Below are 26,383 nucleotides of genomic sequence, written 5' to 3' on the forward strand. Positions count from 1 at the left end.
CACTTATCTCTTAATTACGCAGTTTTTCACCGTATTGCTATCTAACTTGTTTTACTTTACAGATTTTTACTAGAGAGAAAAGAACACAATCAAGCTGTTTACGAAGAAAATGAGCGCAAGAAACTAGCCAGCCTTCGGTTAATTTCTAAAAGTTGGATAAATAGGTATGTACGCACCAATGGATGTCCACATTTCTTATGGGGGTCTACCCTCCCAAGTCTCACAGAGTCTACGCTCCTACATTCCTTCGTTCAACCTTTCCATAAGGTGGATGTTGGTCATGCTGCCCCACAGGATCTAAGTCCTTACGTTAGTTGCTTTGCCAACTAATCCCATGCTGATTTTGTCTGTTCATCTTTTCAAATCTAATGGTTAATCGTTCGTTTAATAGTGATTAAGCTGCTATTGGTTCTTGGATAAATGCATGCATATGGGGGATGTCCTTCAACATCTTCTCTTCTTGAAACACAAACTGTTTCTTACCAATAGAGAAGAGTATACGGATGATCTTATTACATAAAGCAATTAAAGACTGCATCTTTTTCAACGGATTTTCAGGTCTCGTTGTGTAGTAATGATGGAGGGCTTTAAAGGCTTTGTTCTTGGCTACTAGAATCATAGATGCCCGGAATAACAATGCTCGTAATTTCTTTCGACCACGTTTGGTTATCCTGGTTCTCCCTTTATGCTTACCTGATGTATTTTCTTTTAAGCTAAGTCCTGCCAGTTTAGTTATCTGGCGAGGATGATTGTATTCACTCAAATCGCCTACTTCAGCGAAGAAAAAAGCCACTGTATCACGGCCAATTCCTGTTATTTCTAACATTTGATCAACGCCTGGGATATCTTGAAGTAGTGTATCCAGAGTTTGGTCAAGCTCTTCGAACTTGTTTTGAATGAGTTCGTACTTTTGGATTAACGTTTTTAACTCCATTTTAGCCATCATGGCACCCTGACGGATGCCAATCGAGCGATTGGCTGCTTCTTTTAAGGCACGAATCTTCTTAATCCCTATACTGCGTTTCACTGCTTGCCTAAGGTATTCTAGTAATTCTTCTTCTGTATATCTCACCAGTTCTTCCGGTAATGCTTCCAGCTTTAATAAATGAAGAGCTGCCTTCCCTTCCCAACTTTTAAAAACGGTAAAGAACTCTGGAAAATATCGATCAATCCAGTTGTGTACCTGTCCTTGCACTATTTGTAAGTCTACATTTAATAGATCACGTAATTTCTTAGCCACACGCAGTTCTGCAAAAACTCCTTGTGGTATTGTTGGTTCGGAGTATCTACCATCTTTGACTAGTTGTGCAATGACTTTTGCGTCTTTAACATCATTTTTAGTTGGAGAATTATCGTCTAGTTCCTTACTGTGCTTGACATGTAAGGGGTTGACCGTGACAAATTTAATCTGTTCCTCCTTTAGAATATGAGCTAAATTAAGCCAATAATGGCCTGTTGGCTCCATTCCAGTAATGACAGACTCCATTTCGTATGAATCTTTTATTTGATTAATCCAATTAATAAATGTTCGAACTCCTTCTTGAGTATTATCAAAAGAGCAAGTAGAACCCAACTCCATTCCACGATAATCCTGTGCTCTAGCTACGTGATGATGTTTGGCAATATCAATACCAATAACTAAGGTTTTAGGAGTAATTTGAGCTATTTTATGATTTTGGTTATAATTCATTTTGAGACCTCCGAGTAGATATTTTGTCCCTTTTAGCTGGCCAGCTCAGGACACATTTATCTTATCAAGAGGTCTTTTTTCTATCAAATCTCATTTTCACTTATTACAGGAATGCTGCCCCTCTAGCTACATATTATTTATAGGAAGCACTCTGTAGTTTTCACTAGTTTAAGAAAATAATGCTCTCTTATTAAATATTTCCGATTGGTCTTCTGCAAATTCCCATTGAAAATCCCTTTTGATTAATACTTTTCTTTAGGTTCACTATAGGTGATCCTTTATAAACTTGTTGAATAATAGTTTCTATCTTTACTCTTTCTTGTTGAGTCATAGTTTTTTTCGTAAGCATTTTATTAAACCATTGATTGATTTCATTAGGTGAAATATTTCCGGCGATTGAAGAAAGACGATCAAACCCCATTAATACTTTTTCCTCTAATTCCAATTCTCCACCCGCATAAAAATGAAAGTTGCTTCTGTGAATATTGTTTTTTAGTTGTCCAACTTTTTCTATATTGCCAGCTTCTTTTAATCCAACTACTAACTTTATCTTACTTAACTGAATGATACTGTTCACTGATAAATCAAATCCAGTTCTTTTTGGATTGTTATATAAGATAGTAGGCTTATTACTCAAATTAATAATGCTTTTTGTATAAACTAATGCCTCTTCTTGTGTTGGCAGAACATAAGGCGGGTACCCAAGCAAAATACCTGATATTTTTGTAGTACGAATCTTTTTAGCTAGTTCTTCTGCTTCCCTCTGTCTAATAGATGACACTCCAAATAAAATTTCCATATTATTAATGAGTTCTTCTTCCAATACTAAACTGTTTATTATTTCAATTTTCTCTTCTAGATTAAGACTATGTTGCTCACCAGTAGATCCTGATACAAGAACAGACTTTACCCCTTGTTTATACAGGTCTCTTATATGAGCGATTGTCCCTTGAATATTTACTGATTCATCTTCAAAAAATGCAGTCGGAACAGCAATATGATAAGTTTCTTTTAGCACAATATGATCTCCTTGATCCATTTATTTTATATTTCAACTAATCAGATTTTTTAAGGAATAAGAAATGACGCATGATCTTTTTTTCCTTGTTTTAAATATCAGTTGTCCTAAGTTTAAACAACCATCTATTTAAGTACACCATTTTAACACCTTATATTTAACAAAGTTGACTCACCTAAATCTGTCTGCAATTGATAACACAAGAAACAAAATCATTATTTCTGCAGAATGGAATTAACAATATGTATAGAATCCCATTCACCCAACGAAAAACGAGTAATCGGATATTTTTTTGGGAACAGAATCTCGTTAATTTGCTTAGGTGTTTTGCCCTCATCATATAGCTTTATAATATTTCCTTGAAGATCCAAAAGGTACTCCATCTTTGACTTTAAAGCAGAACGGCCATTATTCAAGAAACCAGCGTGGGAACAAAATACATCATTAAAATCATGAGTTAATACCTTTCGCAATGAATCGATAATCTCGGGAATACTTTCCTCTTTTAAGGTTACCTTTGTTTTCTCTTGACAGTATAGATCCCCAGTAAAAAGCTGACCAGTTTCACTATTTAAAAAAGTGATGTGATCTTGCGAGTGACCTGGCGTCTTGATCACATGCCATAAAGCATTAGCTGTAGAAAAAGAATCTCCAATTGATCCCGCCTGAAAAGGACGACGTCTCCCCCAATATAATTTACGATAAAATGGATAATCGGGTTTATTTTTGCAATATTCAATCATTTTATTATCCATTAAAAGCGGAACTTGATGTTTTGAAAATAATCAGCACAGCCAGTATGGTCCTCATGATAATGTGTAATTACAACTTGTTGAGGTTTGAATTTTTTAAAAAATGCGATAAATTCACTTTCTAACGACTTTGCCCCTGTATCAATAAGTACTCCATCGAGGTAAAAACTATGGACATTTAATTTCACATTTTGAAATGAGATTGATCCGTTTCCCATCTGTACTCCATTTATTGTTTTTTGGATAAAGTTTTTTTTGAATAGCATAGGCTCAGCTCCCTCTGATTATTTTTGTAATAACAAAAAGTGAATTAAAATTCATTTTTTGCGAACTAAAATAATGTCTATTTAAGTACTCACTTTCCAGACCTATTGTATAGCATCAAAGAGTATAGACCATCTGTTATGTAAAGCGAAGACTAATAGAAAATGTGTTAAAGGCCTTTCTACTATCCAACTTAAAAATATTTATTAAAGCTTAGTCAACTAGTTATACAAGTCAATGGCTGCCAAGAAGCTTAACTTAACATAAAACCAAGTTGATTTTTCTATTGACCTGCCCGTTTGTTACATAAGGTCAGTTGTCTGATTTGGCAGCTGATTCAAACACAGAATTATGATATTACTTTTGATAGCAAGTTTCATATTGGTCTTTCATTAACAAACTTTTACATGCCAAACCATTTTCGTGATAAATTTCTTTACCTATTTCTAATTTAATACTTCTATTTGAATTAGGGAAATCAGGCTCGTCATTTAGAATATACAACGTATCTTCATCCAACCATTCCATAGAAAAGTTACTTTTTGCATCACCATAGTAAATAGTTTTAGCTTTATTTTTCTCATTATTGTTTTTGATTTCGACCCATACGTTAACACCGCCTGCTGCGCCACCATACGGTTCATAATAAGCATTAGCTGTGTATTCTTCAGTGGGTGATGTTACAGGTCCAGGTCCAAATTGAATGTTTTCTCTATCAATTGCATTAAAAGTAAAAAAGTACGAATCATACAAATAAATCAAAGAAACCAAAATAACACTAGAAAGTGTTCCAATCAGTAGTTTTTTGGGAAAAGGTTTCTTTTTAATGTAAGAAAATATTATCCTTGCACATAAGTTTAATAATATAGCGGTAACTAAAAGTGCTAATAAAGCAAATAACATTAAATTTATAATCCCCCTGTTTTATTTAATACTAACTCAATAACAAAGTAGTTTACTCCTTTGTTAAACCAGATTTTTTATTGTGTTAGATTACAAGGCCATTTCTATTATTCTTATGATTTGGTCTTCCTTTTCTTCAATGTTAACCCTTTACTCAGGGATTTGTTTAATCTCAAAATTTCTGAAACTATACTGACAATTGCTTTTAGAATTTGATTAATGCTGCGTCCATATTTGTAACAAAAATAATTTATTTCTTACTTCTTATTTCTAAAAGCATGGGTGCTATATTCAGTAAAATAGAAACAGCTGTCAAAAACCATAATGCCCTTTCCATACCAGGTACTACATCCAATAAAGCTGCCCAATCTTCCACTTTTACCCACCGGGATACAAGACTGTATTCTGCACAGAGTGTTAATGCTGTAAATGATAACCCCAGCGCCATTGCAAGCTTATAGTCCTTTCCAGCTTTATACATAAAAAGATTTACTAAAGTCGCTATTATAGCCATAACGCCTAATATTATCCACATAGCTAACCTCCAAATATTTTTTTATAGTCATGTGATCATACCAATTCACTTCATCCTAATTTTTGGTATTATTTTATTAGACGTTAATCTTTCTAATCTTGTTTCAAAATTTCTAAGAAAAGTTCTCCTTGTCTGTAATTCTGCCTAAATTATAGTGAATATCTTTAGTCAGTCATATCTTCATGCAACCCATTTTTTATATTTACTAATCTCTAGGATTATAAAGTTAATCCAGCTAATGATTGGAATCGCAATTACCAAGACAACATGCACGTATCCAAACATTTTTGCTTCCTCATCTGTTATGTATAACAACCATGTTGCTGTCGCTAAAATTAGTGTATTTATAATAAATGCTGACAACCTGCTTTTCCATTTACTTTTTGTCTTTTTTAATATTAAAACCGACACAATAGTTGAAACGATAAAAGAAAATGACAAGATGACAATATCCAATTCTAAGACACCCTTATATTTTATTTGTTTAAGCGATCTTACTTTATGGAAAAATAATTAGTTTAGCTGAATGTACTGGAGAAAACGTTAGTAATGTAATTCTGAGTAGAGATCATCCTTTTTGAACAAACGCAATAAACTCGAGGAAAACCAATTCCTACATTTTATCTTTGTTTATAATTAAAACCTAAGTGGGAATTATGTTCCTTCATTTTAATGAAAAATAAAACACAATATACAAGTAAGTATAGATTCCCTACTACGGTGTAAATTGACCACATCGCCCCTTGTTGAAGTTGAGCAACTAAGTGTTCAAGCTCATTGACCCCCTCCGCTCTTCCTATACTATTAACTGTACTAATTATTGGAATAGTAATCGCAAGGCAAATGGTCATAATCGATAAGGCAAACATTCTTTTTCGACTAGCATTTAAAATTCCCACTCCTATTGTTAGAAATAAAAATAAATAGTAAATTACCCACACCCAACTAGGCAGTGTTTCCCAATACATTTGATCACCTCTATAAGATATGAATTTATGTCTTAACGGATGGAAAAAACCTCATTACCGTTGACTTCAGTTCTTCATTTTTTCGATGTGAAATTTCCGTTTATAATTTATTTCCAATATAAGTTCTCCTTTTAATTACCAATTCCTTCTAATTCATCCTGTTGGTTTTAAAAAGAATAATATTTTTAATGAAAATTGAGATAGGGGGAGGCGATTAACCTCCATTTATCCCTCTCACACCACCGTACGTACGGTTCCGTATACGGCGGTTCCGATTAAGTCGAACGCTGTAAGTCATATCTAGCAGAAATACTTTTTAACCCAAGGGAAAGCCAGTAGGCTTTCCCTAATGTTTTATGAAGAATTGGACTTTTGGATATCCTCCAATAAGCCTTTCTTGTATTTCCCCATTCATATGCTTTCCCTTTCGAAACACCTAGTTTAATAAGTTTCTTGACCTTCGTTTGGGGAAGTTTCCATTCCTTCCATCGAATCATTCTTAACCTTCGATTAAGCCATCCTTCGAGTTTTGCGATTACTGAACGGGTATCTGCTAAATGATAATAATTAACCCATCCCACTAGATATTGGTTAAGGTTATGAATCCTATCTTCCATGGCAATTGACCTTCGTCTGCTTGTAAGCTTTCTTATTTTATCTTTAAACCGTTTAACTGATTGGGGAGATATTCTCACCTTCGGTTTTAGATTACTTGTAAAACTGAACCCAAGAAATTTCCTTTTCCAAGGGCGGTCTACAGCACTTTTATCCTTGTTAACCTTCAGTTTAAGATTCCTCTCGATAAAATGGGTCATTGCCTTCATAACTCTTTCTCCAGCTCTTTTAGATTTCACATAGATATTACAATCATCGGCGTAGCGGACAAAGCGATGTCCTCTGCGCTCCAGTTCTTTATCCAGTTCATCCAACACAATATTCGAAAGTAAAGGGCTTAAAGGTCCACCTTGCGGTGTCCCCTCAAGGTTAGGACTGACAAGTCCGCCTTCCATAACACCAGAGGTTAAGAACCGTCTTATTAGTTTGAGGAGAGTACTATCCTTTATCCTCATGGCTAATTTACTCATTAATCTATCGTGGTTAACCTTGTCAAAGAACTTTTCAAGGTCAATGTCGACTACCCATCGATAACCCTCTTCTATATAGCTTTGGGCTAATTTAACAGCCTGGTGCGCTCGCCTGTTAGGGCGAAAGCCGAAGCTACATTCAGAGAAACTAGGGTCATACATTCTGGTAAGCACTTGGGTGATTGCTTGTTGAATGAAACGGTCTGTCACGGTTGGGATTCCCAGTTTCCTCTTCCCTTTGCCGTCTGGTTTCGGGATTTCGACTCGACGGACGGGGGATGGGATATAGGTTCCCTCGAAGAGGGATTTTCGCAGTTCGCTCCAGTTGAGCATAATATGTCCACGAAGAGCAGTGACGGGCATTTCGTCCACTCCATGTTTTCCCTTATTCTTTTCTACTCTTTTAATCGCATTAAGTAGGTTTTCCCGTGACATGATTCGTTCCATTAACATTGATATAACCTCCCGCGTAAATAGGTGTTCTGTTTGTGTCCTTTTCATTCTCCACCCTGTTTAATGACCCCCGCGGATTCACCGTTTCTTTCATTAAACAGGTACTATGTTTTCTGTTTCATCGAATGGAAAGATACGCCTAGTTCCTATTTTCCATAACCGGTTCAGCCCTTCCTTATCCTCTTAAGCGAATAAGTACTATGGCTTCTGCTGACGCCTGTCGTTCAACTTATCCTCACGGATAGGCTTACCGCATGAGTACGGCATATCGACAGGTTCTCCCCGGGTAAGAGTACAGACTTTCCTTCCATGTCTCCGCCTCATTTACTATGTGACACCTTTGGCAGTATGGACTTTGTCTTGTATTGCAGACTCACCCAATGTCATCTAGCCTCATATGAGATTCGTGTTCCTCAGAGCGGAAGTTTGCCGCCGACTTCCTTCAGATAGGAGGGTCACCCCGCATATCCTTGTCTTAAGCTACGGCTACTACTGCCTTCGCCGTTCGGGACTCGCACCCTAGAGCCTGCACCCATGCCGGGCACACAATAAAAAGCTGAAGACGCTCACGTCTTCAGCTAAATTCGTAACTCTACTTCCATATATCCTTATACTTTTTATTGTACTTTTTGTCTTCTACTGTATCAATTAAATCCATAGCGGTTTGTTTGATTGTCTCGTCATTAAAATGTTCATATAGGTATTTCATGTTTTGAAGGATATCATTACGAATTAACGTGTAATTCTTTTCGTCAGTTCCATTTTTAAAACGGTCAACCATATATGTCATAACCATTTCTTTTTGAGGAAAACCTGCAATTCCCACCTTCCAAATCGACTGGAGGCTATGTCTAGCTGTTACGAACTTTTCATCTTTTGTTACTTCCCACAGCTTAGGGAAATCCTGCATCATTTTCATCTCTGGATCGCTTTTAGCCAGATTGGCCAGATATTGTGCTGCACGCGAGCGTTGATGCGGATCTTTATGAGTCAGATCCTCTATTAATTGATTCCATACATCATACGCCCAATCCACTACTTGATCAGTTGCCTTTAAAATGTTCTGATATGCTTCATAACGCTCATCTTTATCGCCTGATTTAGATTTTTCAAACTCCAGCTTCATCTGACTATCCATTTTCACACCCTAATCTTGCTGTATAATCTGTATAAGGTTGCCGCAAGTATCATCGAAGACAGCTATTTGGATATCGCCCATTTTTGTAGGCTCCATCGTAAACCGCACGCCTTTTTCCACTAGTCGGCTATACTCTTTTTGAATATCTGCAACTCCGAACATGGTTACTGGTATGCCATCGTCCATCAATTTCTGCTGATATTCTTTTGCGGCAGGGTGTACATTCGGTTCAAGTAAAAGCTCAGTTGCTTCTTCTTTATCTGAAGAAACAAGAGTGATCCACCTATGTGCTCCTGAAGGAACATCATGCTTTTTCATAAATCCTAAAGTTTCTGTATAAAATTTTAATGCTTTGTCCTGGTCTTCTACAAATATACTGGTAATAATGATGTTTAACATTTTGAATCCTCCCTTAGTATTTCCACAGTAAAGTCTTAAACAATAATCATTAATTAAAACTTATTCTACCCAGCCTTTCAGCAAATCTTTGAGTGGTTCCCTGTTAAAAATAAGCACTCGAAATTTACCATTTCGCTTTGACATAACAAGCCCAGCTGCTTCCAATGCAGAAAGGTGTTTTGCTATCGCCTGTCGTGTAATGGTAAGGTTGTGCTTCATAATAAGCCGTGTGGTAAGGTCATATAAAGTTAATTCGTCACGTTCAGAAAGCTCGTCTAGTATAACTCGCCTATTCGGATCACTTAGTGCTTTAAATATAGCGTCTTTATCCCAATTCATAGATGTATTATATGCAACCTTATAGTTGCTCGTCAAGTAGAGGCAACTAAAAAGTTGCGTAACAATAACTGGATTAAAACGGCTGTACCTCAAAAATCGGTATTTTTTGTATTTTCTAATGAGTAAGCTCATCTTGGGGCAGCATGGATTTCTCATGATAGCATTTCCTTTAACTTGATTTGACTTCACTTGACATATCGAAAAATCCAGATATATAATTACACACATGGAACCGATTAATGTATTCAAGGCGTTATCAAATGAAACTAGGCTCAAGATCTTAGAATGGTTAAAGGAACCAGAGAAGAATTTTCCCAAACAAGGTGCTCATCTGCCAAAGGATGTAAGTTATAAAGGCGGAGTTTGTGTTGGGGATATTCAAGAAAAAGCTCAAATATCTCAATCAACAGTATCCAGTTACCTAAACATGATGCAAAAAGCTGGTTTACTTGAATCGATTCGACATGGGCAATGGACATACTACAGACGTAATGAAGAATTTATTCAAGAGTTAGCTAAATATTTTAAAACAGAGATCTAATTTAGGTTGGATTTCTTTTTTTGAAGTAATATATCTATATTTCTAGATATATAATTTTTTAGAAAAGGAGATTTATTTATGCGTATTATATTCTACTTCCTGGCCCTATTAGCTGGAGCAGCACTTAGCTTTGAAGGAGGCATTTATGCTGAACTGGGCAAGACCATTGGGAAACTGGAAACAAGTTTTTATAACTTCTTTATGGGTTCAATTATCATGGGGCTGATCTGGCTTTTTTTTGGTAAGGGAAGACTTACTTACACACTTGAAGCACCAAAATGGTCATTACTTGGAGGTGCCTTAGGTGTCGTATATTTAACCTCCATTGTTGTGAGTGTTCCATTTGTTGGTGTGGGGATCACAATGGTTGCTGTTATTATCGGACAATTAGCCATGAGTATGATTATTGAGCATTTTGGCTGGCTTGGCAGTAAGAAAAACAGGATAAATAAGGAAAAAGTTTTCGCCGTTATTTCAATGATTATCGCACTTATATTAATAAACTAGGAGGTCTGCAATTATGGGCTTTTTTATGATTTTATTTACCCTGATTGGCGGTATTACTTTAAGCGCTCAATCATCAATCAATGGAACACTTAGTCAAAAAGCTGGAACAATTGAAACAACATTCTTAACATTCCTCACAGGTACAATGTTTCTTACAATTCTCATTTTATTTTTTGGCAGTGGAAATATTTTGGCCCTTTTAGATGCGCCAAAATGGCAATTAAGTGCAGCTTTCTTGGGCACCATGTATTTGCTTCTCACTATAATGGCAGTACCTAAAATTGGCGTAATTGCAGCCAATATTGCTGGTATTGCTGGTCAGCTGATCATTGGAATTATTATCGATCATTTTGGATGGTTCAATAGTTTAGTTATAGAATTTGATCTGAAACGTGCCTTTGCTCTATTATTTATGTTGATTTCCCTGTATTTTATTTATAAAGGGAATAAACGCTTAAACATAGAAACCAATACAAAAACTATTTAATGAATATAAAACTGCAAACATTGGTCAATGCAAAAGAAGCCAATCTTCCTAATTAGGTAGATTGGCTTCTTTTCATTTTATGTGAATACTACATGGATACTAGCCCGTTTCATTGCGCTGCAAATACTCCTTTTCAAAAAGATTTTAAATTAACAAATCAAACAACGATTGATTAGTTTCAGTTCCTAACCATTTGCTTTTATGATCGTGTTAAATACTTGAGTCTCAGCCTCTGTCATTTTTTACACCTAGCGCTTCCTTTGCCATCTGTTCATATTCCTCTAAGCCTGAAACTAATGCAAACTCAGCAAGTGAAACTGAATAAGCTGCGTCAAGTTCAATAATATGCTCTTTCATCTTCGGCCAGTAATAACCGCCTGCTTCCTTATAGGCAAGGATTAGTGCATCTAACCCTTCTTCTCCAAAAGCTTTATAATTGAAAACAAAGTCATTTGATATATCTGTCACTTTAGCTTCAGTCCAATCGATCAATCCGGTCACATTCGCATCTTTATCAATCATCATATGGCCGGCATGCACATCCCCATGGATTAGACCAGTCTTTTTCGGCCACATATCGTCATCATTCAACCATGCCTGCCATCTGTGCCATAAGTCGTCCCCCACACCAAACGTTTCTTTCACCTTCAACATTCGCTGCTTCATTGACGTTCTTGCTTCTTCGGGTGTTTGCACGATTAGGTCAAGCTCCCTGGCTTTATCACTCGGTATGCTATGGAGCTCAGCTAATACTCTGCCAAGAGATTGATGGAAGGATTCTGGAACGTTGTTAACATTAATCTCCCAAACATAATTGCCGATATTATGATCAATCGTTCCTGCTGGCACCCCTTCCAGCTTCCTGTAAGCAATTAGCTCATTTGTGTAAATAATCCAGTTAGGTGATTGGAAAGAATCAGCATACTGATTCACCAAATCTAATGCTTTTTTTTCTGCCTTTGTTCTAGGCATTACATCTTCCCGCCTCGGCAATCTTAGGACCCATTCCGTCCCATTCTCATCTTGCGCAAAAACCACTTGAAAATCTAACCCTGATTCATTAACCTTCATCGTTTCTTCCTTTAATAAAAGATGATGCTTTTTCGTTACTTCAATCACTTGTTTAATATCTATCGTCATTTAAAATCACTCCCTAAAGCTTTTTCAATGGAAAAATTCTTATAATTAGATGACTTCATATGGTAGATTACCATTTACAAACCGCCCTACCAATAAGATTTATTATTAGGTTCGGACGATCACCTAGAAACTTAGCCATAATAGTTTAATTCGTTATGCAGGAAATGATTCCTTCTTGTTTCCTTAACCTGCTACCTTAGCGGCAAAAAAAGGCTCCCTATTAATAATAGGAAACCCTCATTAAGTTTATATTTTCTATGAAAAAAAATAGCTTAGCAAAACAGTCTATCTTAACAGAGAGAACCAAGGAACCTGTCCCCTAGATCCTACTTCCTAACAACCGGAATCCACATTTCACCAAATACTACTCCATCTTTCTGTCCCATCACAACAGCTGCATTCGGCCCCCCAACATAGGATACGTCTGTTACTTCCATCAAAACTTCACCAAACGCTATACCAGTGAGCAGATTACTCAACTCTTGGTCTGTATTTGCTTCGCCTTTAACAACAATGTACTCACCTTTAGGAAATTCAATGAGTCTGGATGCCTCTGGCAATGACGCCTCTGTCATCACGCCCGCATAATGCATCATTTTGTTATTCACTGCTTCGTTTACGACAAAAAGGTAATCATTTGCCGCGATCTTTTTTAGTTTATCAAGCGTTCCATCTTGATTGATTGTCTGCCAGAATTCTGCCTTTTCGTTATTAATCCCTACATAATCGGTGTAATCACTCTTAAGTTCTGTACCAATGCCTAAAACGGTAAAACTGTCCTTTTCTTCTAAAATATAATTTGCCATTATAATTCCTCCTTTTAAAATAAACCATTTGTATTTGGTCTTGCTACGTTTATACTAGCGTTAAATCATGTCAAAAAATGATACTGTTTAGGAGGACACGATGAAGAAAGTTGAACGGATTAATACCATCATGCGATATATCAATAACCGCTCCTATTTTACAATCTCTGAAATTATGCAGGAATTTAACATTTCTCGTTCGACTGCAATTAGGGATATCAGAGAAATTGAAGAGATGGGAATGCCGCTTGAAGCTGAAGTTGGAAGAGATGGAGGGTATTCAGTCATGAACAATTCTGTCCTTCCTTCTATTCGTTTTACTGATAACGAGGTTAAAGCTCTTTTTATTGCGTTTATGGCATCAAGGAATCAACAGCTTCCTTATCTAAAAAGCCGGCAGTCTTTAGCTGAAAAATTACTTGGTCTCATTCCAGAGACACAACAAGAGAACCTTGTCCTTTTAAATCAAATCTTGCTTTTTGAAGGCACCAATCCAAATAATCCTGATCTGCTTGACCTGTCTGACCTTCCTCATCCGATGTTAGAAAAGCTCATCCAAATCCTGCTATTGGATCGGCATTTATTGGTTACCGTCAAAGAAGGGAATTTAATAAGCTCGTATCCGATTTATCTCTTGCACCTCTATCGTGAGAAGAATTTTTGGCAGATTGAGGGATTTGACTTAAAAGAAGAGAGAAAGAAGATTTTTCTTGTAGACCACCTCACCAATGTAGAATTAAGTCCCATGAAAAAGAGAGTAAATAAAAAAAAGGTATTAGAAAAATTAAGGAAGCAGGAAGAAGTAAACAATCTTGTCATTGAATTAGGTCCAAAGGCAATTGCTCAGTTTAGAAAATATCACCCTCTAAAATTCTCACTTGCTTATACAAATCCCTACCAAACCACAGCTATATTAAAAACTCATATCAATGTGAGTATGCCCGAAGAATTGTCAGATATAACAAATTGGCTGCTTTTCCTTGGTGAGGATATCAAGTTCAAGATCGTGCCAAAAGAAATTAAAAAATGCTTACAAGAGAGATCAAGTACTTACTTCAAATAAGCAACGGCGAGTTTATCTAGTTTTTAATCATAGCCAAAGCTTGCTGTAGCTGCTTTTGGAAGAATTTTATAATTCTATATTGGGTTATACCCCATAGGAGGAAGCAGTTGTTTTCAATTTTAATCTGTCAAAAAATAAAACAGCTGCCTCATGGCCGCTGCATTTATCCAATCTTTTATCAATTTTGGGTCAAGGAACCTGTCCCCTTAACCCAAATCCCATTTCTTAAAGTACACCGAAAGAATAAATTCACTTCCCTGAACATCAGCAGCCACTTTCCCACCTTGCTGTTCAGCAAGTTCCTGAACAATATGCAATCCCAACCCAAGGTGGGTGCCGGTTCTGCTTTGGTCTAACCGAAATGTTCGTTTAAAGATCATTTCAAGTTCGGCAGTATTCATTGTCTCCACGTCATTTACTGCCTTTAGCACAACGTAGTCTTCTTCCTCCGTTAATGTAATGGTAAAATGACTCTTGGCATAGGTTAATGCATTATGAATGATGTTGGTGATCATACGAACGGTCGCTTTTTGATCAGCCAAAATTGGAGAGACAACAGCTTCTTTTATATCTACCTTTAATTGTTTCTTCTCAAAGTCATCATAAAACAAAAGCATGGTATCCACGAGTGATTGGTCCAGAAATTGCTTTTCTATGTGCAGCTTTTTGTCTGATGAATGCAGCTGTGAAAGTTCATAGAATAAATCCACAATTAAGGTGAGATTATCAATTTTCTTTTGAATAATGGTTAAGAATTCCTTTCTCTCCTCTTCAGATAAAGACGGGTCTGTTAATAACTCTGAAAACCCCTTGATTGAAGTGATAGGGGTTCGCAGATCATGGGAGATGTTTGTGATTTCTTGTCTTAGTTCCAATTCTCTTCTTTCGACTGACTGTTGATTCTGTTTATAAAGATGAATAAGCTGGTTGATTTTCGCAGCAAATTTCGCCAGGTTTTTATTATGGGTATTCGTACGGACTAACTCATTTGTTCCGAAATGTTCGTTGATATCCTCTAATTGCCTCGTCATCCTTCTGACATCCCAATGGAAAAGCAGAAGCATGACGACCGCAGCAATCAGCAGGAATACCAAGATGCTTATAATCAGCCAGCTGCTCACTTTCATTCATCCCTTCATCATCAATCGATGTTTTGTTTTGCAAACATTCTTGCTCCAATCAGTAATGCAGCCAGTGATATCATCAAGCCGACAATCCAATACTGGATGCCTAATTGAGGTGCACCATCCACGAAGCTCATTAAATTATCATTCAGCAGGGTATCTGGTGCGTATTTATATACCGCGTCTAAGGCTGCAAACGGACGAAGCAGAAAGCGCAGCAAATCCCCTAATATTGCAAAAATCACTAACATTACGATAATGATATAAACGTCTCCTACTTTCAGCATTTTCAGCGCATGTCCCAGGAAAAATCCACTGAGCACGATTGGAATCATATTGACACTCACTATTAGAAAGTTTCTCATTGCTTCAGGTTCATGAGTCAATAGGGTGTCACCCAAAAGAAGCATTAAACACATACCAATCACACATACCAAAAGAAAATACCCTAGAGTAAGAATCAGCTTTGACCAAAAAATGATACTGCGGGAAATCCCAAACGAAATTGATTGCTTAATCAGGGATCGATCTTTCCCAGTAAGGGCCATATTATAAAGCAAACCAATAATGATAATAACTAGTCCTGCTGCCGTAACATTTGAATAGAAGAATCGATCTGTTGCATAAGGGAAATTTGCTTCATTCTCACCAAAAAAATAAAGGACAGCAGCAGCAAAGGCAATCAGAATATAACAAAGTATGCCCGTTAAATGAAGACCTTTTTTGCGCAGCAAACGGTAATATTCACTTTTCATATAATTAACCATGCTGATCACCTCCCACTAACCCTAAGAAGTATTCCTCGAGATCCAGTGTTTTGATGCTGAACTGCTTCACCATTACGCCATTTTCAACTAACAAGCGATTAAGTTTTCCACTGTTCTCCACATGATTTTGAATCGCAATTTCGTGATCAGGAAGGACTTTTAATTGAATGTCAGCATAGGCCCGCTCCAATAATTGGACTGCCTTAGCTGAATCATCTACTGTGATCAGAATTTGCTTTTTACTCTTCTCTTCAAGCAGTACTTTGCTTAAATCTTCAACAATAACGCCATTTTTGATAAAAACAAAACGGTTTGCCAGCAGATTCAATTCGGTTAAAATATGACTGGAAATAAGGATCGTTATTTGATTTTCCTGACTCAGCTTTTTCAATAATTGGCGGATTTCCATAATCCCTTCAACATCCAAACCATTGATCGGTTCATCAAGCACTAAACAATCTGGATTACCTAAAAGACAAAGAGCTATGCCTAAGCGCTGCTTCATGCCCATAGAATAGTCTCTAAATCTTTTTTTCTTTTCCTGCTTTAAACCAACAATCTCCAAAACTTCATAAACACGCTTTTTGTCAACGATTCCTCTTTGAATCCGAAAATACTCCAGGTTTTGCACTGCCGTAAAGTCCGGGAAGAATGCTGGTGTTTCTACCATAAAAGCAATTCTTCTTTTCGCTTTTTCCAGCTCTCTGCCCGATTTTCCAAACAAATGAACCTCACCGGACGAAGGCATTTGCTGACCAGCCAGAATTTTAAAAAACGTCGATTTACCTGCCCCGTTTTTACCAATCAGGGCACAAATCTCACCTTTTTTTAATGTGAAATCCAGAGGCTTAAGGACGGTTTCATTCTTAAATTTTTTCGTTAATTGATACGTCTGTATAATAGAATCCATCTTTTTGACTCCTTTGCTAAATGTTCTACTTTCAGTTTAACGGAGAAGTCTTTAAAAACCTTTAAGCAAAACATAAAGAAATCATAAAAAAAAGCGGAAGGCGCTCGCCCAGGGACGACAAGCTTAAGACTAGCTGGCATAAAGGTTGTTCTTTAACCTTAGGACAGATTGGCTTAAGACCTCGAGTCCCTAGGGCCTGGAGCTAGACATAAAGAAATGTGGAAGGCGCTTTTTCAGTCTTTCAAGTTAAACAAACATGAATCCAACTCCCCAAACGGTTTTAATATATTCTGTATCCGTCACTTCCGCTATTTTCTTGCGCAGGTTCGAAACGTGAACGCTGACAGTATTATCGTCGCCATAGTAGGTCCCTTTCCAGATACTTTCGTAAATCTCTTTTTTGGAAAGAGCACGCTCTGGATTATTCACGAAAAATGTTAAAAGATCAAATTCAGCATTCGTAAGCTGCATTTCCTTTTCATTTAATGTTACCAATCTTTTTTCTGTATGAATTTTAAGCTCGCGCCAATCCATTTCCGCTGATTTCTGCGGATAAATTCCAGCCTTTCTTAATTGAACCTCAATTCGAGCCATCACTTCATCCTGATTAAATGGCTTCGTTATGTAATCATCTGCACCCATTTTCAAGACTTTCACTTTATCCTCAACATCAACTTTTGCAGAAATGATGATAATCGGAATGGAACTCTCCCCTCTGATCTCCGTTAACAGCTCCTCGCCGCTTTTGCCTGGCAGCATCAAATCGAGCAATATTAAATCGAAGGAATTATTCTGCAGCTGCAGCAGTCCCTCAGTTCCAGAGTACGCCGCCACCGGCACCATTTGTGATTTTTTCAAAATCACACTCAGGAGCCTGCTGATCTCCTGATCGTCTTCAATTATTAAGATTCTTTTGCCTGCGTTCATTTGATCACGCCTTTTTGGATAGCTTTTATATGTAACTTCTTTGAGTTTAACTATTTTGTGTTATTTAGAGAATAGTAACTATGGAAAAACAAGATTGATCTATCAATTTCATATTAATATATTAAAGCTTTTTTTAGATCAAGACATATTTTCCCTTTTTCTGGATTATAGAGGGGTGTTTCTCCCTTAATCAAGACACACTTTCTCTTTTTCTGGATTTCAGAGGGGTGTTTCTCGGCTTAATCAAGACTCTTTTTCCCTTTTTCTGGATTTCAGAGGGGTGTTTCTCCCTTAATCAAGACATGTTTTCCCTTTTTCTGGATTTCAGAGGGGTGTTTCTCCCTTTATCAAGACACATTTTCCCTTTTTCTGGATTATAGAGGGGTGTTTCTCCCTTTATCAAGACTCATTTTCCCTTTATCTGGATTATAGAGGGGTGTTTCTCCCTTTATCAAGACTCGTTTTTCCTTTTTCTGGATTTCAAAGGGGTGTTTCTCCCTTAATCAAGACTCGTTTTCCCTTTTTCTGGATTTCAAAGGGGTGTTTCTCCCTTAATCGCGACACGTTTTTTTATCTTGATTATAGAGCGGTGTTTCCTCCTTATTCATTATACTCATCAGCTAAGCTCCCATTTTAATTCACTATCAATCCTCAATTTCAATTACTATATCACAAATTTTCTGTTATTTACTGTAGATAGCTTTCCTTGTGCTAACAAATGTAAATTTTTAACAAATAAAAAAAGCACCACTTCTTTTTTCAAAGAAACTGGTACTTCGTTTTCACAGATATCTAGCGTGACTCTTTAGGCGGCTGACACGTTTCACACTTGCGCTGGTGGTTATTTTTAAATTTCGTAAATGTTTTTTCAAATTGGCTCCCACAGGCACATTGAAATTGAAGCTTTTGCGAAAAACCATGATATTCCGTCGTCAGCAGCTTACTTTCTGAATTTTTCTCAACAAATTCTTTAATTTTACTAATAGTCCATCGTTTATTCATTTTCATACACCTCTATAGTTGATCGTTATGCGGAAGCTTTTAATGGTATCCGTATAAGGAAAAGTCTTAATCTTATTAAGCTCCTCATTATAACATGTGCGGTCATACAATTAAACAGATGGGAGAAGCTTATACATCAAACCTTCATCTTACAGTGCAAAATTCTACGATCAGAAGCTGCTCTAAATATAATCCATTATTTGATTATGTACATGAGGTTCAGCTGGCATTGCCTCTAATCGTAAATAATCTATGAATGAATTTCCATTCCCTTAAACAAACTAACCTTATATCTAAAAAGGTTGAGTGGAGTTGAGTAGCCGTTGCAAATTGGAAAATTTGAATCGATTATGTGGAGTATTGCCTTTCCGGGGTTTAGTCAACTATTAACTGGCCATTATATTAAAGGAATCTTTTTTGTTCTTTCAGAAGTCATTATAAATATGAACAGCAATTTCAATCTTGCTATCATGTTTAGCTTTATTGGAGAGTTTGATCGTGCATATTCTGTTACAGATTTTCAATGGCTTTTATTTTATGCCTGTTTATACTTTTTTGCGATGTGGGATGGCTACAGAACGGCGATGCCTCCTGAAGAAAAGTTATCTTTTCTCCCATTCGTTTTCTCTGCCTATTTTGTAACAGTAGGAGTTTTTTATTGCACGAAATTTAAATTATTCGGCACTTTAATTGGTCCTGTATTTATTCCGATGCTCTTTGTGATCCCTGGTTTAGTGATTGGATTTACGCTGAGGGCAATTATTCTAAAGGTATCCCAAAGAAGAAGTTTTGTCTGACTTCTTGAGGGTTCTGTCCTGTGAATAGGCATGATGATTATGTTTTCCTCCCCCCTTTCCTTATAAAAAAGTGAAATCTAGAATGATTTCACTTTTTCATATGGAGACCCATTATTTTTATGAACCTGCTTTAACAAGCTGTTCCAGTGCTTCATTTATTGGAGTAATTGGACGGCCAAGCACTTTTTCAAAATCTTGACTATCCACAGCCAATGATCCGCTGCGAATGCTTTCCTGTATTCCTACTACAATCGGAATAGCAAAATCAGGTACACCTGCGCCTTTCATAGCTTCTGCATATTGTTCGTCACTCACATGCTGCACAGGGACTTCTTTTCCTATGACATTCCCAAGCGCAGTTACCAATTCTTCTTGCGTTAAAAGAGGACCAGAAAGTTCATATACTGTATTTTCATGACCGTTCCCAGTAAGTACTGCTGCTGCAGCTTCTGCGTAATCCTGCTGCAGTGCCCATCCTACCTTCCCTTCTCCAGCAGATGTTACCCATGGAGTTCCTGCCATTGCACCTTGAATACTTCCCATTTCGTTTTCCAAATACCAGTTGTTGCGTAAGAATGAATAAGGAATGCCTGTTTTTACAATGGCTGCTTCTGTTGCAATATGTGGTGGTGCCATTAAGTTTTTGCTTTCGGTTGCATTAGCTAAACTAGTGTATGCAATAAACTTTACTCCTGCCCGTTCAGCCGCTGCAACCGCATTTGCATGCTGCTGGATTCTTGTGTCATTATCACCATCAGCTGAAATAATCAGCAATCTGTCAATGCCTTTAAAGGCTTCATCGAGGGTTTCAGGGTGATCAAAATTCCCATGACGAACTTCCACTCCACGGGTGCGGAATCCTTCTGCTTTTTCAGGATCACGGACACTCACTGCCAGATTGCTTGCAGGTACTGTATTTAATAAAGATTCTACAATCTTTGAACCTAATTTTCCTGTTGCTCCAGTAACTAAAATTTTCATGATCATTGCCTCCAATAGAATTTACTTTGTAACAACCTTGATTACATGTATTCATTTTAGTTACATGTAACCGCATTGTCAACAGGTATGATTTTGATTTTAAAAATAATTTAGTATAATAAACTTGTAATTAAGTTTATTACATGATAAAAATGGATGAATGATAATGAAGGCGGTGACTGAGGATGCCCATCAGTAGCAGATTTGCTGTTGGTATTCATATATTAACTCTAATTGAAATGACAAGAGAAGAAGGTGTAACCTCTTCTGAATTTATAGCCGCAAGTGTTAACACGAACCCAGCTGTGATCAGAAAAATCATGGGAATGCTCAAAAAAGCTGGTCTGATTGAGGTCCATCCAGGTATTGCTGGGGCTAAACTTGCAAAAAGCTTATCTGATATTACTCTTTTTGACATTTATAAAGCTGTTGATGTGGTACAGGAGAATGAATTGTTCAGCATGCATGAAAGTCCTCTTCCTGATTGTCCTGTCGGCAAAAACATTCAAAATACGATTGAACCATTGTTCACAGCAGCACAGCTGGCAATGGAAAAGGTATTAAAAAATGTGACGATTGAAGATGTTGTTAGGGACATTGACCGTAAAGAACAGATTCAATAGATTCCAGGTACAAAAACGAAAAAGCCGTTGAACAATACATTGAGTATTCCTGCAACGGCTTCTTTTTTTATCTATAGAATTATTTTCTTTAGCTATTCGGCTCTATATGAATGTGCACATTATATACACCATGCTTATCCATTAGGGTATGTTCGATAATATCTGCGATGTCATGCGCCTTTTTTATGTCTAATGTGGAGTTTACAAGGATTTCAACGTCTACAACTTCATTGTTTCCATAGCTTCGTCCTCTTATTTCCTTAATGCCTTTGACACCATCTACATTTAAAATTTCTGTTTTATATACATTCAATTTTTCTTCATCAAATCCATCAGACAATTCATGTGTCGCATGCTTGAATATGTCCCAAGCTGTTTTGCATATAAGAAGTCCCACAATAAATGCCGTAATGGGATCTAACCAGGGCATGTTTAATTGGGAGCCAAATATGCCTATTGCGGTTCCGATACTTACCCATGCATCTGAAATATTGTCTTTCGCGGCTGACATAACAGCGGAACTGTTTATTTTTTCGGCCAGCTTTTTATTGTAGCGGTACACAAAATACATGACAACCGCGGATACTAAACCTACATATGCTGCTATGATATCGGGTGATTCGCTTTCCCCTTCAAACACAGAAGTTCCCGCATCGATCAGGACCTGAATTCCAACAGCCATCATAATAAACGATGCAACCATGCTAGCAATGCCTTCACTTTTCCAATGGCCATATGTATGATTCCCATCTGGCGGTCTTTGTGCAACTCTTAACCCAATTAACACTGCAATCGAAGCAATGATATCTGTTGTATTATTCAATCCATCTGCTCTTAACGCAGCGGAATCACTCATGTACCCTACTAGAAGCTTGAATATGGAAAGGACAATATAAGCAACTATACTAATAATTGCTCCTCTTTCCCCTAATTTCAGATCCTTATATTTTTGTTCTTCCATTCAATCAACTCCCTGTCAACCATCGAACTATATAGTAACAAGCCATGATCGTGTGGGTCTAGAGAAACCTTTTTGACCGTTTATATAAAAGATAGAAGGGGGTAACTAAGTTGGTTGAGGTCAAAATTTCTTGCTTAGGCTGATTTATTTTAATAGATTCAACTATGATTGGGATTGTGGGTTATAGGGACAGGTTCCTCGACCCATTGTTGGGTTTCAGGAACAGGTTCCTCGATTCCAATCATTTAGAATCTGGCAATACGCCGGCCTAACTCCATCACTAACAGAAACAAAAAATCTGGTAAAATATCCTAATTATTTAATACATACCAAAGAAATAAATTAACCTGATTACCCTTGCGAAAATAAGGGAAGTAAAAGTTATAAGTTTCAATTTTATTAAAAATCACTTACATCAGGAGGAATTTTTAATATGAAAGCTGTTACTTTCCAAGGTGCAAAAGATATTCAGGTTAAAGAGGTAGCGAATCCAAAGATTGAAAAAAGTGATGACCTCGTTATTCGAGTAACTTCTACAGCTATTTGCGGTTCAGATCTTCATATTTATCAAGGAGCTCTTCCGGCATCCAAAGATTATGTGATTGGTCATGAGCCGATGGGAATTGTTGAAGAAGTAGGACCGAGTGTGGAGAAAGTGAAAAAAGGCGATCGTGTCGTACTTCCTTTTAATATCTCCTGTGGTCACTGCCACTATTGTGCCAATGATATGGAAAGTCAGTGTGACAACTCCAACACAAATCCACATGTGGATACTGGCGGTTACTTTGGATTTACAGAACGATATGGAGGCTATCAAGGCGGACAAGCCGAATTGCTCCGTGTGCCATTCGGTAACTTTGTGCCCTTTGTGATCCCTGAATCGGTTGAGCTTGAAGATGAGTCCCTGCTCTTTATGTCGGATGTATTACCGACAGCTTATTGGAGTGTTGAAAGCGGCGGAGTGAAAAAAGGAGATACAGTCGTTGTTTTAGGCTGTGGTCCAATCGGCTTAATGACGCAAAAATTTGCCTGGATGAAAGGCGCGAAACGTGTCATTGCTGTGGATAACGTAGCGTATCGCTTAAATCATGCCAAGAAAATGAACCAAGTCGAAGTCATCAACTTTGATGATCATGAGGATACTGGTGCATATATTGCGGAAATCACAAAAGGCGGAGCAGATGTGGTCATTGATTGTGTCGGAATGGATGGCAAAAAGAATCCACTGGAAGTTGTTGAGCAAAAATTAAAACTTTCAGGCGGTACAACTAGTGCGATTCGAATTGGAATGAAGGCCATTAAAAAGTTTGGCACCTTACAGGTTACGGGTGTATATGGTTCCATGTACAACCATTTCCCGCTCGGCAATCTGTTTGAAAGAAACATCACCCTTAAAATGGGACAGGCCCCTGTCATTCACTACATGCCAATGCTATTTGACATGATAAAGGAAGGCAAGATTGACCCGACTGAAATCATTACGCATAATCTTCCATTACACATGGCCAGTGAAGCATATAAAACATTTAATGATCATGAAGATGAGTGTATTAAAGTGGTGCTGAAGCCTTAACTTGTTTTTATATTCAAGTATGTTTGTTCCAAATGCGATGCAGATTACCCTTTCTCCCTATTTCTCACATGATAAAGTTTTCGAAGATTAAGTGCCTTGCTACGTTTATTGCAGCAAGGCGCTTTACTCTTTGAATACTATCTATACATTTAAATAATTCATTTTGTTGTAGATTCTTATTCAGCTAGAACACGATTTTTTCTCACATTCAGATTGGCGGTACATAAATATTTAAGAAAACAGGGACTGTCATAATTCCTATATTCACTAAAAAGTGGGAAAATATTGCCCACCTTAAACTCCCAGTTTTATAATAGATTACTGACCATACAATCCCTAATAAAAATAATGTAATAAACACATGATAATGGCTATTTGCAATTGAGAATACACCCCACATCAATGGGTGACTAAGGATAAAAAATAAAGTAGAGTAACCCACACTTATCCATTTAGGAAGCCACTCCACTGCAGCATCTAGTAAAAGCCCTCGCCAATAAAGCTCTTCAAACCAAGGGTTAACGAGAGCGAATGCTATCCAAAGAACAATAATAAGAGCAGAATCAAATAAATGATAGTTCATCATTAAAACTGACATGGGAAACAAACCAAATATTAAAGCCAAACTAATGGATAATTTTGAGGGCTTCGATTTTTCCAACCAATCTTTAACTCTTTTATCTCCCTTGAAATTGACTATACATAACGTAAGGGAAGTCCAATAAACGAGGGCCAGTGGAATCCATGCCCATTCATCTAAGAAACTAGAAAAAAAAGTTGCTGTTACATATCCAATTATAATGATTAGTGGAGGCGATAACAGAACGGCTATTCTCTTCATTTTACTAATTTCTAAAGTCATATTAGTAAACCTCGCCTCTATTCAAAAATATATTTAACAGTATACTAGCTTCAGGTATAGGGCATTCATTCCATTGAATTTTGTTTATGGCTAACCCTTGAATAAATGCATAATAAGCTACTGCTAATTTAACGGGATCTTCTTTAATAATCTCACCCTTATTTTGTCCCTCTATTATGATAGGAATCGTCGCTGACACAGGAGAGTTAGCATTGCCACCCATTAAATACTCTTTAACTTCATCAGGAACTGAATCGGATGTACTTGCCTGAATCATGATTAAGTAAAGATAGATCCCATCTCCAGATGAAATATTATTTAAAATCGTTTCTGTCATCCATTTTAATTTTTGAATAGGAGTTCCTTTATATAGCTTTGCTTCATTTACAACCTCTAGTGAGCTTTCAGTAGCTGTTTTAACTAATGTAGCAAAGATTTGTTCTTTAGATTCAAAATAATGATAAACAAGTCCATAGCTTAACTTAGCTTCCTTAGCTATATCACTAACTTTTGCAGCCACCATTCCTCTACGAGCAAACACTTTAGCTGCAGCACTTAATATTTGTGTTTTTCTTGCATCTCTAATCTCTAAATTTTTATTATTGTCTCTCGGCATTTATAAACCTCCTTTTTGATTGATTAATCAGTCAATATTAATATATATAATTCATATTTGCAATACTTAAATTCTATAAATATTTCCGAAAAAAAGATACTCTAGATAATATTTATCTCTTATTTAACTCTTCTTTCTAAAAATAGGTTGAAGCAAGATATAATTGAATTGAAAAAAGCTGCCTTTTTGGCAGCTTTTTATAAAATAAACACCTATTAGTCGTTTTTTATAATTTTTCTCCATTTGATTCAATCACTTCTTTATACCAATAAAAGCTTTTCTTCTTTGTTCGATTGAATGTTCCATTTCCTTCATTGCGGGATCTCACCCTTTGCTCTGCAGCCCGCAGGAGTCGAGGGCCCTCCGCTCCATTTCACTCAAGTAAATAAAATATATTTTAACATTATAAATAAAAAACCGAATGATTAGAAAGATTACCTTCCTAACCATTCGGTTCAATAAGAGTGTTAAATACTTATGTCCAAACCACTTGAACATAAGCATCCTAAAGCACTAGTGAAAGCATCGTAATTTCATCCAATTTCTCAGGAATAATCAAAGTTCAATTTTAAAAGCATTCTAAATTGAATCAGCCGAGTCCCTTTTCATTTTATTTAATATCACTATTCTGTATTGAAAATGCTAGTAAATTACTAGAACTAATCCGGTATGGAATCACTTTCTTTTTGTATAACTTCACTACATCAATATGTTCCTTGTAACAATAAATAGTAAATTTCATATCATTCTTTTCGCTCTTTGTTTGAATAATAAACGGAATAATATGAGTCTTTGGATTTAAAAATGCCTCTTCACTGCCCGTAATCATAAAATACTTATTTAAAAACGTAGCTTTATTAAAACCATCTATAAACTCCAATTTCTCTCTCTCTTCTAATAACTTACCGTTGTATGTGACATGAACATTGTTCGCACTTAACTTTGGCTGAAGCTCAAATTTGCTTAAGATCCATGCAACAAAAGCACTCGGAGGATTTGTTGCGAATTTAAGGATACCGGCAAGTATGATAGCCATTACATACCATGTCATTTATATCAGCCTCTTTTTCTTGATGTCTATAGTGAGATATGAATTTTTTTCATACTTATTATACCTCATAAACTAAGTAATCCTAAACTTTAAGAACAAGC

30 protein-coding genes and 1 pseudogene are annotated in these 26,383 nt (G+C 36.7%); 7 read left to right on the forward strand and 24 right to left on the reverse strand.

All coding sequences use genetic code 11. The features are described 5' to 3' along the window. Positions 1 to 394: 394 nt before the first annotated feature. From A6754_RS17410 to A6754_RS17460, 11 genes and pseudogenes are all read right to left on the reverse strand, one after another. On the reverse strand, positions 395 to 1,690 hold the full coding sequence (locus A6754_RS17410) for an IS110 family RNA-guided transposase (protein ID WP_066448737.1): 1,296 nt from the start codon (positions 1,688 to 1,690) through the stop codon (positions 395 to 397). Positions 1,691 to 1,880: 190 nt separating this feature from the next. Next, positions 1,881 to 2,708, reverse strand: coding sequence for a dihydrodipicolinate synthase family protein (locus A6754_RS17415; protein ID WP_180320244.1), 828 nt, complete (start codon positions 2,706 to 2,708; stop codon positions 1,881 to 1,883). A gap of 215 nt (positions 2,709 to 2,923) precedes the next feature. Then, positions 2,924 to 3,726 (reverse strand): annotated as a pseudogene (locus A6754_RS17420) (MBL fold metallo-hydrolase). A 355-nt stretch (positions 3,727 to 4,081) separates the two neighbouring features. After that, positions 4,082 to 4,627 carry a DUF5412 family protein gene (locus A6754_RS17425; protein ID WP_257298426.1) on the reverse strand — a complete coding sequence of 182 codons (546 nt, stop codon included), beginning with the start codon at positions 4,625 to 4,627 and terminating at the stop codon, positions 4,082 to 4,084. 250 nt (positions 4,628 to 4,877) lie between these two features. Then, positions 4,878 to 5,162 (reverse strand): hypothetical protein, encoded by a 285-nt coding sequence (locus A6754_RS17430; RefSeq protein ID WP_066448746.1) that lies wholly within the window; start codon positions 5,160 to 5,162, stop codon positions 4,878 to 4,880. Positions 5,163 to 5,342: 180 nt separating this feature from the next. Continuing rightward, positions 5,343 to 5,618 (reverse strand): hypothetical protein, encoded by a 276-nt coding sequence (locus A6754_RS17435; protein WP_066448750.1) that lies wholly within the window; start codon positions 5,616 to 5,618, stop codon positions 5,343 to 5,345. Between the two features lie 164 nt (positions 5,619 to 5,782). Next, complete coding sequence (locus A6754_RS17440) at positions 5,783 to 6,130, reverse strand: hypothetical protein (RefSeq protein WP_066448754.1); 348 nt, start codon at positions 6,128 to 6,130, stop codon at positions 5,783 to 5,785. A 275-nt stretch (positions 6,131 to 6,405) separates the two neighbouring features. Further along, positions 6,406 to 7,668 carry a group II intron reverse transcriptase/maturase gene (gene ltrA, locus A6754_RS17445; RefSeq protein ID WP_066441994.1) on the reverse strand — a complete coding sequence of 421 codons (1,263 nt, stop codon included), beginning with the start codon at positions 7,666 to 7,668 and terminating at the stop codon, positions 6,406 to 6,408. 592 nt (positions 7,669 to 8,260) lie between these two features. After that, entirely contained in the window at positions 8,261 to 8,806 is a 546-nt protein-coding gene (locus A6754_RS17450) for a hypothetical protein (RefSeq protein WP_066448756.1), read from the reverse strand. A 9-nt stretch (positions 8,807 to 8,815) separates the two neighbouring features. Beyond that, the gene (gene glxB / locus A6754_RS17455) at positions 8,816 to 9,205 is read right to left on the reverse strand and encodes a methylglyoxalase (protein WP_066448758.1); all 390 of its coding nucleotides are present in this window, start codon (positions 9,203 to 9,205) and stop codon (positions 8,816 to 8,818) included. A gap of 60 nt (positions 9,206 to 9,265) precedes the next feature. Continuing rightward, positions 9,266 to 9,544 carry an ArsR/SmtB family transcription factor gene (locus A6754_RS17460; RefSeq protein ID WP_066451709.1) on the reverse strand — a complete coding sequence of 93 codons (279 nt, stop codon included), beginning with the start codon at positions 9,542 to 9,544 and terminating at the stop codon, positions 9,266 to 9,268. Positions 9,545 to 9,770: 226 nt separating this feature from the next. Between A6754_RS17460 and A6754_RS17465 the strand changes: the two genes are divergently transcribed. From A6754_RS17465 to A6754_RS17475, 3 genes are all read left to right on the forward strand, one after another. Then, positions 9,771 to 10,085 carry an ArsR/SmtB family transcription factor gene (locus A6754_RS17465; protein ID WP_066448763.1) on the forward strand — a complete coding sequence of 105 codons (315 nt, stop codon included), beginning with the start codon at positions 9,771 to 9,773 and terminating at the stop codon, positions 10,083 to 10,085. Positions 10,086 to 10,163: 78 nt separating this feature from the next. Next, a complete protein-coding gene (locus A6754_RS17470; protein WP_066448768.1) occupies positions 10,164 to 10,592 on the forward strand; it encodes a DMT family transporter in 429 nt (142 codons plus the stop codon). A 13-nt stretch (positions 10,593 to 10,605) separates the two neighbouring features. Next, positions 10,606 to 11,079, forward strand: coding sequence for a DMT family transporter (locus A6754_RS17475; RefSeq protein ID WP_066448771.1), 474 nt, complete (start codon positions 10,606 to 10,608; stop codon positions 11,077 to 11,079). Positions 11,080 to 11,304: 225 nt separating this feature from the next. Here the strand turns inward: A6754_RS17475 and A6754_RS17480 are convergent, their stop codons facing one another. Beyond that, positions 11,305 to 12,219, reverse strand: a complete 915-nt coding sequence (locus tag A6754_RS17480; protein ID WP_066448775.1) for an Mph(B) family macrolide 2'-phosphotransferase — start codon at positions 12,217 to 12,219, stop codon at positions 11,305 to 11,307. A 326-nt stretch (positions 12,220 to 12,545) separates the two neighbouring features. Beyond that, positions 12,546 to 13,025 carry a GyrI-like domain-containing protein gene (locus tag A6754_RS17485; protein WP_066448777.1) on the reverse strand — a complete coding sequence of 160 codons (480 nt, stop codon included), beginning with the start codon at positions 13,023 to 13,025 and terminating at the stop codon, positions 12,546 to 12,548. A 100-nt stretch (positions 13,026 to 13,125) separates the two neighbouring features. On the opposite strand from A6754_RS17485, the gene A6754_RS17490 reads away from it, so the two are divergent. After that, positions 13,126 to 14,088 (forward strand): helix-turn-helix transcriptional regulator, encoded by a 963-nt coding sequence (locus A6754_RS17490; protein WP_066448779.1) that lies wholly within the window; start codon positions 13,126 to 13,128, stop codon positions 14,086 to 14,088. 206 nt (positions 14,089 to 14,294) lie between these two features. Here the strand turns inward: A6754_RS17490 and A6754_RS17495 are convergent, their stop codons facing one another. The 6 genes from A6754_RS17495 to A6754_RS17515 form a co-directional block, all read right to left on the reverse strand. Further along, on the reverse strand, positions 14,295 to 15,119 hold the full coding sequence (locus tag A6754_RS17495; RefSeq protein WP_257298435.1) for a sensor histidine kinase: 825 nt from the start codon (positions 15,117 to 15,119) through the stop codon (positions 14,295 to 14,297). Next, positions 15,073 to 15,252 (reverse strand): hypothetical protein, encoded by a 180-nt coding sequence (locus tag A6754_RS23260; RefSeq protein WP_257298437.1) that lies wholly within the window; start codon positions 15,250 to 15,252, stop codon positions 15,073 to 15,075. Before A6754_RS23260 ends, A6754_RS17495 begins: the two co-directional genes overlap by 47 nt. Continuing rightward, positions 15,230 to 15,979 (reverse strand): ABC transporter permease, encoded by a 750-nt coding sequence (locus A6754_RS17500; protein ID WP_066448781.1) that lies wholly within the window; start codon positions 15,977 to 15,979, stop codon positions 15,230 to 15,232. The genes A6754_RS23260 and A6754_RS17500 overlap by 23 nt, the downstream gene beginning before the upstream one ends. After that, entirely contained in the window at positions 15,972 to 16,889 is a 918-nt protein-coding gene (locus tag A6754_RS17505) for an ATP-binding cassette domain-containing protein (RefSeq protein WP_066448790.1), read from the reverse strand. Before A6754_RS17505 ends, A6754_RS17500 begins: the two co-directional genes overlap by 8 nt. A gap of 246 nt (positions 16,890 to 17,135) precedes the next feature. Beyond that, complete coding sequence (locus tag A6754_RS17510; RefSeq protein WP_066448793.1) at positions 17,136 to 17,816, reverse strand: response regulator transcription factor; 681 nt, start codon at positions 17,814 to 17,816, stop codon at positions 17,136 to 17,138. A 792-nt stretch (positions 17,817 to 18,608) separates the two neighbouring features. Beyond that, positions 18,609 to 18,818, reverse strand: a complete 210-nt coding sequence (locus A6754_RS17515; RefSeq protein ID WP_066448796.1) for a hypothetical protein — start codon at positions 18,816 to 18,818, stop codon at positions 18,609 to 18,611. A gap of 350 nt (positions 18,819 to 19,168) precedes the next feature. On the opposite strand from A6754_RS17515, the gene A6754_RS17520 reads away from it, so the two are divergent. Continuing rightward, positions 19,169 to 19,615: a hypothetical protein gene (locus tag A6754_RS17520; RefSeq protein ID WP_066451712.1), complete on the forward strand. Its 447-nt coding sequence runs from the start codon at positions 19,169 to 19,171 to the stop codon at positions 19,613 to 19,615. 117 nt (positions 19,616 to 19,732) lie between these two features. Here the strand turns inward: A6754_RS17520 and A6754_RS17525 are convergent, their stop codons facing one another. Beyond that, entirely contained in the window at positions 19,733 to 20,596 is an 864-nt protein-coding gene (locus tag A6754_RS17525) for an SDR family oxidoreductase (RefSeq protein ID WP_066448799.1), read from the reverse strand. A gap of 185 nt (positions 20,597 to 20,781) precedes the next feature. Between A6754_RS17525 and A6754_RS17530 the strand changes: the two genes are divergently transcribed. Continuing rightward, positions 20,782 to 21,219 (forward strand): Rrf2 family transcriptional regulator, encoded by a 438-nt coding sequence (locus A6754_RS17530; protein ID WP_066448807.1) that lies wholly within the window; start codon positions 20,782 to 20,784, stop codon positions 21,217 to 21,219. Between the two features lie 88 nt (positions 21,220 to 21,307). On the opposite strand, the gene A6754_RS17535 is transcribed toward A6754_RS17530, so the two are convergent. Beyond that, entirely contained in the window at positions 21,308 to 22,180 is an 873-nt protein-coding gene (locus tag A6754_RS17535; protein ID WP_066448809.1) for a cation diffusion facilitator family transporter, read from the reverse strand. Between the two features lie 433 nt (positions 22,181 to 22,613). Between A6754_RS17535 and A6754_RS17540 the strand changes: the two genes are divergently transcribed. Next, entirely contained in the window at positions 22,614 to 23,753 is a 1,140-nt protein-coding gene (locus tag A6754_RS17540; protein WP_066448811.1) for a zinc-dependent alcohol dehydrogenase, read from the forward strand. Positions 23,754 to 23,961: 208 nt separating this feature from the next. On the opposite strand, the gene A6754_RS17545 is transcribed toward A6754_RS17540, so the two are convergent. The 3 genes from A6754_RS17545 to A6754_RS17555 form a co-directional block, all read right to left on the reverse strand. Next, positions 23,962 to 24,615: a CPBP family intramembrane glutamic endopeptidase gene (locus A6754_RS17545; protein WP_066448814.1), complete on the reverse strand. Its 654-nt coding sequence runs from the start codon at positions 24,613 to 24,615 to the stop codon at positions 23,962 to 23,964. A 1-nt stretch (position 24,616) separates the two neighbouring features. Further along, on the reverse strand, positions 24,617 to 25,231 hold the full coding sequence (locus A6754_RS17550; RefSeq protein WP_066448817.1) for a TetR/AcrR family transcriptional regulator: 615 nt from the start codon (positions 25,229 to 25,231) through the stop codon (positions 24,617 to 24,619). A 610-nt stretch (positions 25,232 to 25,841) separates the two neighbouring features. Then, positions 25,842 to 26,282, reverse strand: a complete 441-nt coding sequence (locus tag A6754_RS17555; protein ID WP_066448823.1) for a YfmQ family protein — start codon at positions 26,280 to 26,282, stop codon at positions 25,842 to 25,844. Positions 26,283 to 26,383 lie beyond the last annotated feature (101 nt).

Source organism: Cytobacillus gottheilii, from assembly GCF_001636345.1.
Classification (GTDB): domain Bacteria; phylum Bacillota; class Bacilli; order Bacillales; family Cytobacillaceae; genus Cytobacillus; species Cytobacillus gottheilii.

Coding starts and splice junctions, on each gene's coding strand:
- A6754_RS17410 (WP_066448737.1), bottom strand. CDS start 1,690: ATGAATTATAACCAAAATCATAAAATAGCTCAAATTACTCCTAAAACC.
- A6754_RS17425 (WP_257298426.1), bottom strand. CDS start 4,627: ATGTTATTTGCTTTATTAGCACTTTTAGTTACCGCTATATTATTAAAC.
- A6754_RS17430 (WP_066448746.1), bottom strand. CDS start 5,162: ATGTGGATAATATTAGGCGTTATGGCTATAATAGCGACTTTAGTAAAT.
- A6754_RS17440 (WP_066448754.1), bottom strand. CDS start 6,130: ATGTATTGGGAAACACTGCCTAGTTGGGTGTGGGTAATTTACTATTTA.
- ltrA (WP_066441994.1), bottom strand. CDS start 7,668: ATGTTAATGGAACGAATCATGTCACGGGAAAACCTACTTAATGCGATT.
- A6754_RS17450 (WP_066448756.1), bottom strand. CDS start 8,806: ATGGATAGTCAGATGAAGCTGGAGTTTGAAAAATCTAAATCAGGCGAT.
- glxB (WP_066448758.1), bottom strand. CDS start 9,205: ATGTTAAACATCATTATTACCAGTATATTTGTAGAAGACCAGGACAAA.
- A6754_RS17460 (WP_066451709.1), bottom strand. CDS start 9,544: ATGAATTGGGATAAAGACGCTATATTTAAAGCACTAAGTGATCCGAAT.
- A6754_RS17465 (WP_066448763.1), top strand. CDS start 9,771: ATGGAACCGATTAATGTATTCAAGGCGTTATCAAATGAAACTAGGCTC.
- A6754_RS17470 (WP_066448768.1), top strand. CDS start 10,164: ATGCGTATTATATTCTACTTCCTGGCCCTATTAGCTGGAGCAGCACTT.
- A6754_RS17475 (WP_066448771.1), top strand. CDS start 10,606: ATGGGCTTTTTTATGATTTTATTTACCCTGATTGGCGGTATTACTTTA.
- A6754_RS17480 (WP_066448775.1), bottom strand. CDS start 12,219: ATGACGATAGATATTAAACAAGTGATTGAAGTAACGAAAAAGCATCAT.
- A6754_RS17485 (WP_066448777.1), bottom strand. CDS start 13,025: ATGGCAAATTATATTTTAGAAGAAAAGGACAGTTTTACCGTTTTAGGC.
- A6754_RS17490 (WP_066448779.1), top strand. CDS start 13,126: ATGAAGAAAGTTGAACGGATTAATACCATCATGCGATATATCAATAAC.
- A6754_RS17495 (WP_257298435.1), bottom strand. CDS start 15,119: ATGACGAGGCAATTAGAGGATATCAACGAACATTTCGGAACAAATGAG.
- A6754_RS17500 (WP_066448781.1), bottom strand. CDS start 15,979: ATGGTTAATTATATGAAAAGTGAATATTACCGTTTGCTGCGCAAAAAA.
- A6754_RS17505 (WP_066448790.1), bottom strand. CDS start 16,889: ATGGATTCTATTATACAGACGTATCAATTAACGAAAAAATTTAAGAAT.
- A6754_RS17510 (WP_066448793.1), bottom strand. CDS start 17,816: ATGAACGCAGGCAAAAGAATCTTAATAATTGAAGACGATCAGGAGATC.
- A6754_RS17515 (WP_066448796.1), bottom strand. CDS start 18,818: ATGAATAAACGATGGACTATTAGTAAAATTAAAGAATTTGTTGAGAAA.
- A6754_RS17520 (WP_066451712.1), top strand. CDS start 19,169: ATGTGGAGTATTGCCTTTCCGGGGTTTAGTCAACTATTAACTGGCCAT.
- A6754_RS17525 (WP_066448799.1), bottom strand. CDS start 20,596: ATGAAAATTTTAGTTACTGGAGCAACAGGAAAATTAGGTTCAAAGATT.
- A6754_RS17530 (WP_066448807.1), top strand. CDS start 20,782: ATGCCCATCAGTAGCAGATTTGCTGTTGGTATTCATATATTAACTCTA.
- A6754_RS17535 (WP_066448809.1), bottom strand. CDS start 22,180: ATGGAAGAACAAAAATATAAGGATCTGAAATTAGGGGAAAGAGGAGCA.
- A6754_RS17540 (WP_066448811.1), top strand. CDS start 22,614: ATGAAAGCTGTTACTTTCCAAGGTGCAAAAGATATTCAGGTTAAAGAG.
- A6754_RS17545 (WP_066448814.1), bottom strand. CDS start 24,615: ATGACTTTAGAAATTAGTAAAATGAAGAGAATAGCCGTTCTGTTATCG.
- A6754_RS17550 (WP_066448817.1), bottom strand. CDS start 25,231: ATGCCGAGAGACAATAATAAAAATTTAGAGATTAGAGATGCAAGAAAA.
- A6754_RS17555 (WP_066448823.1), bottom strand. CDS start 26,282: ATGACATGGTATGTAATGGCTATCATACTTGCCGGTATCCTTAAATTC.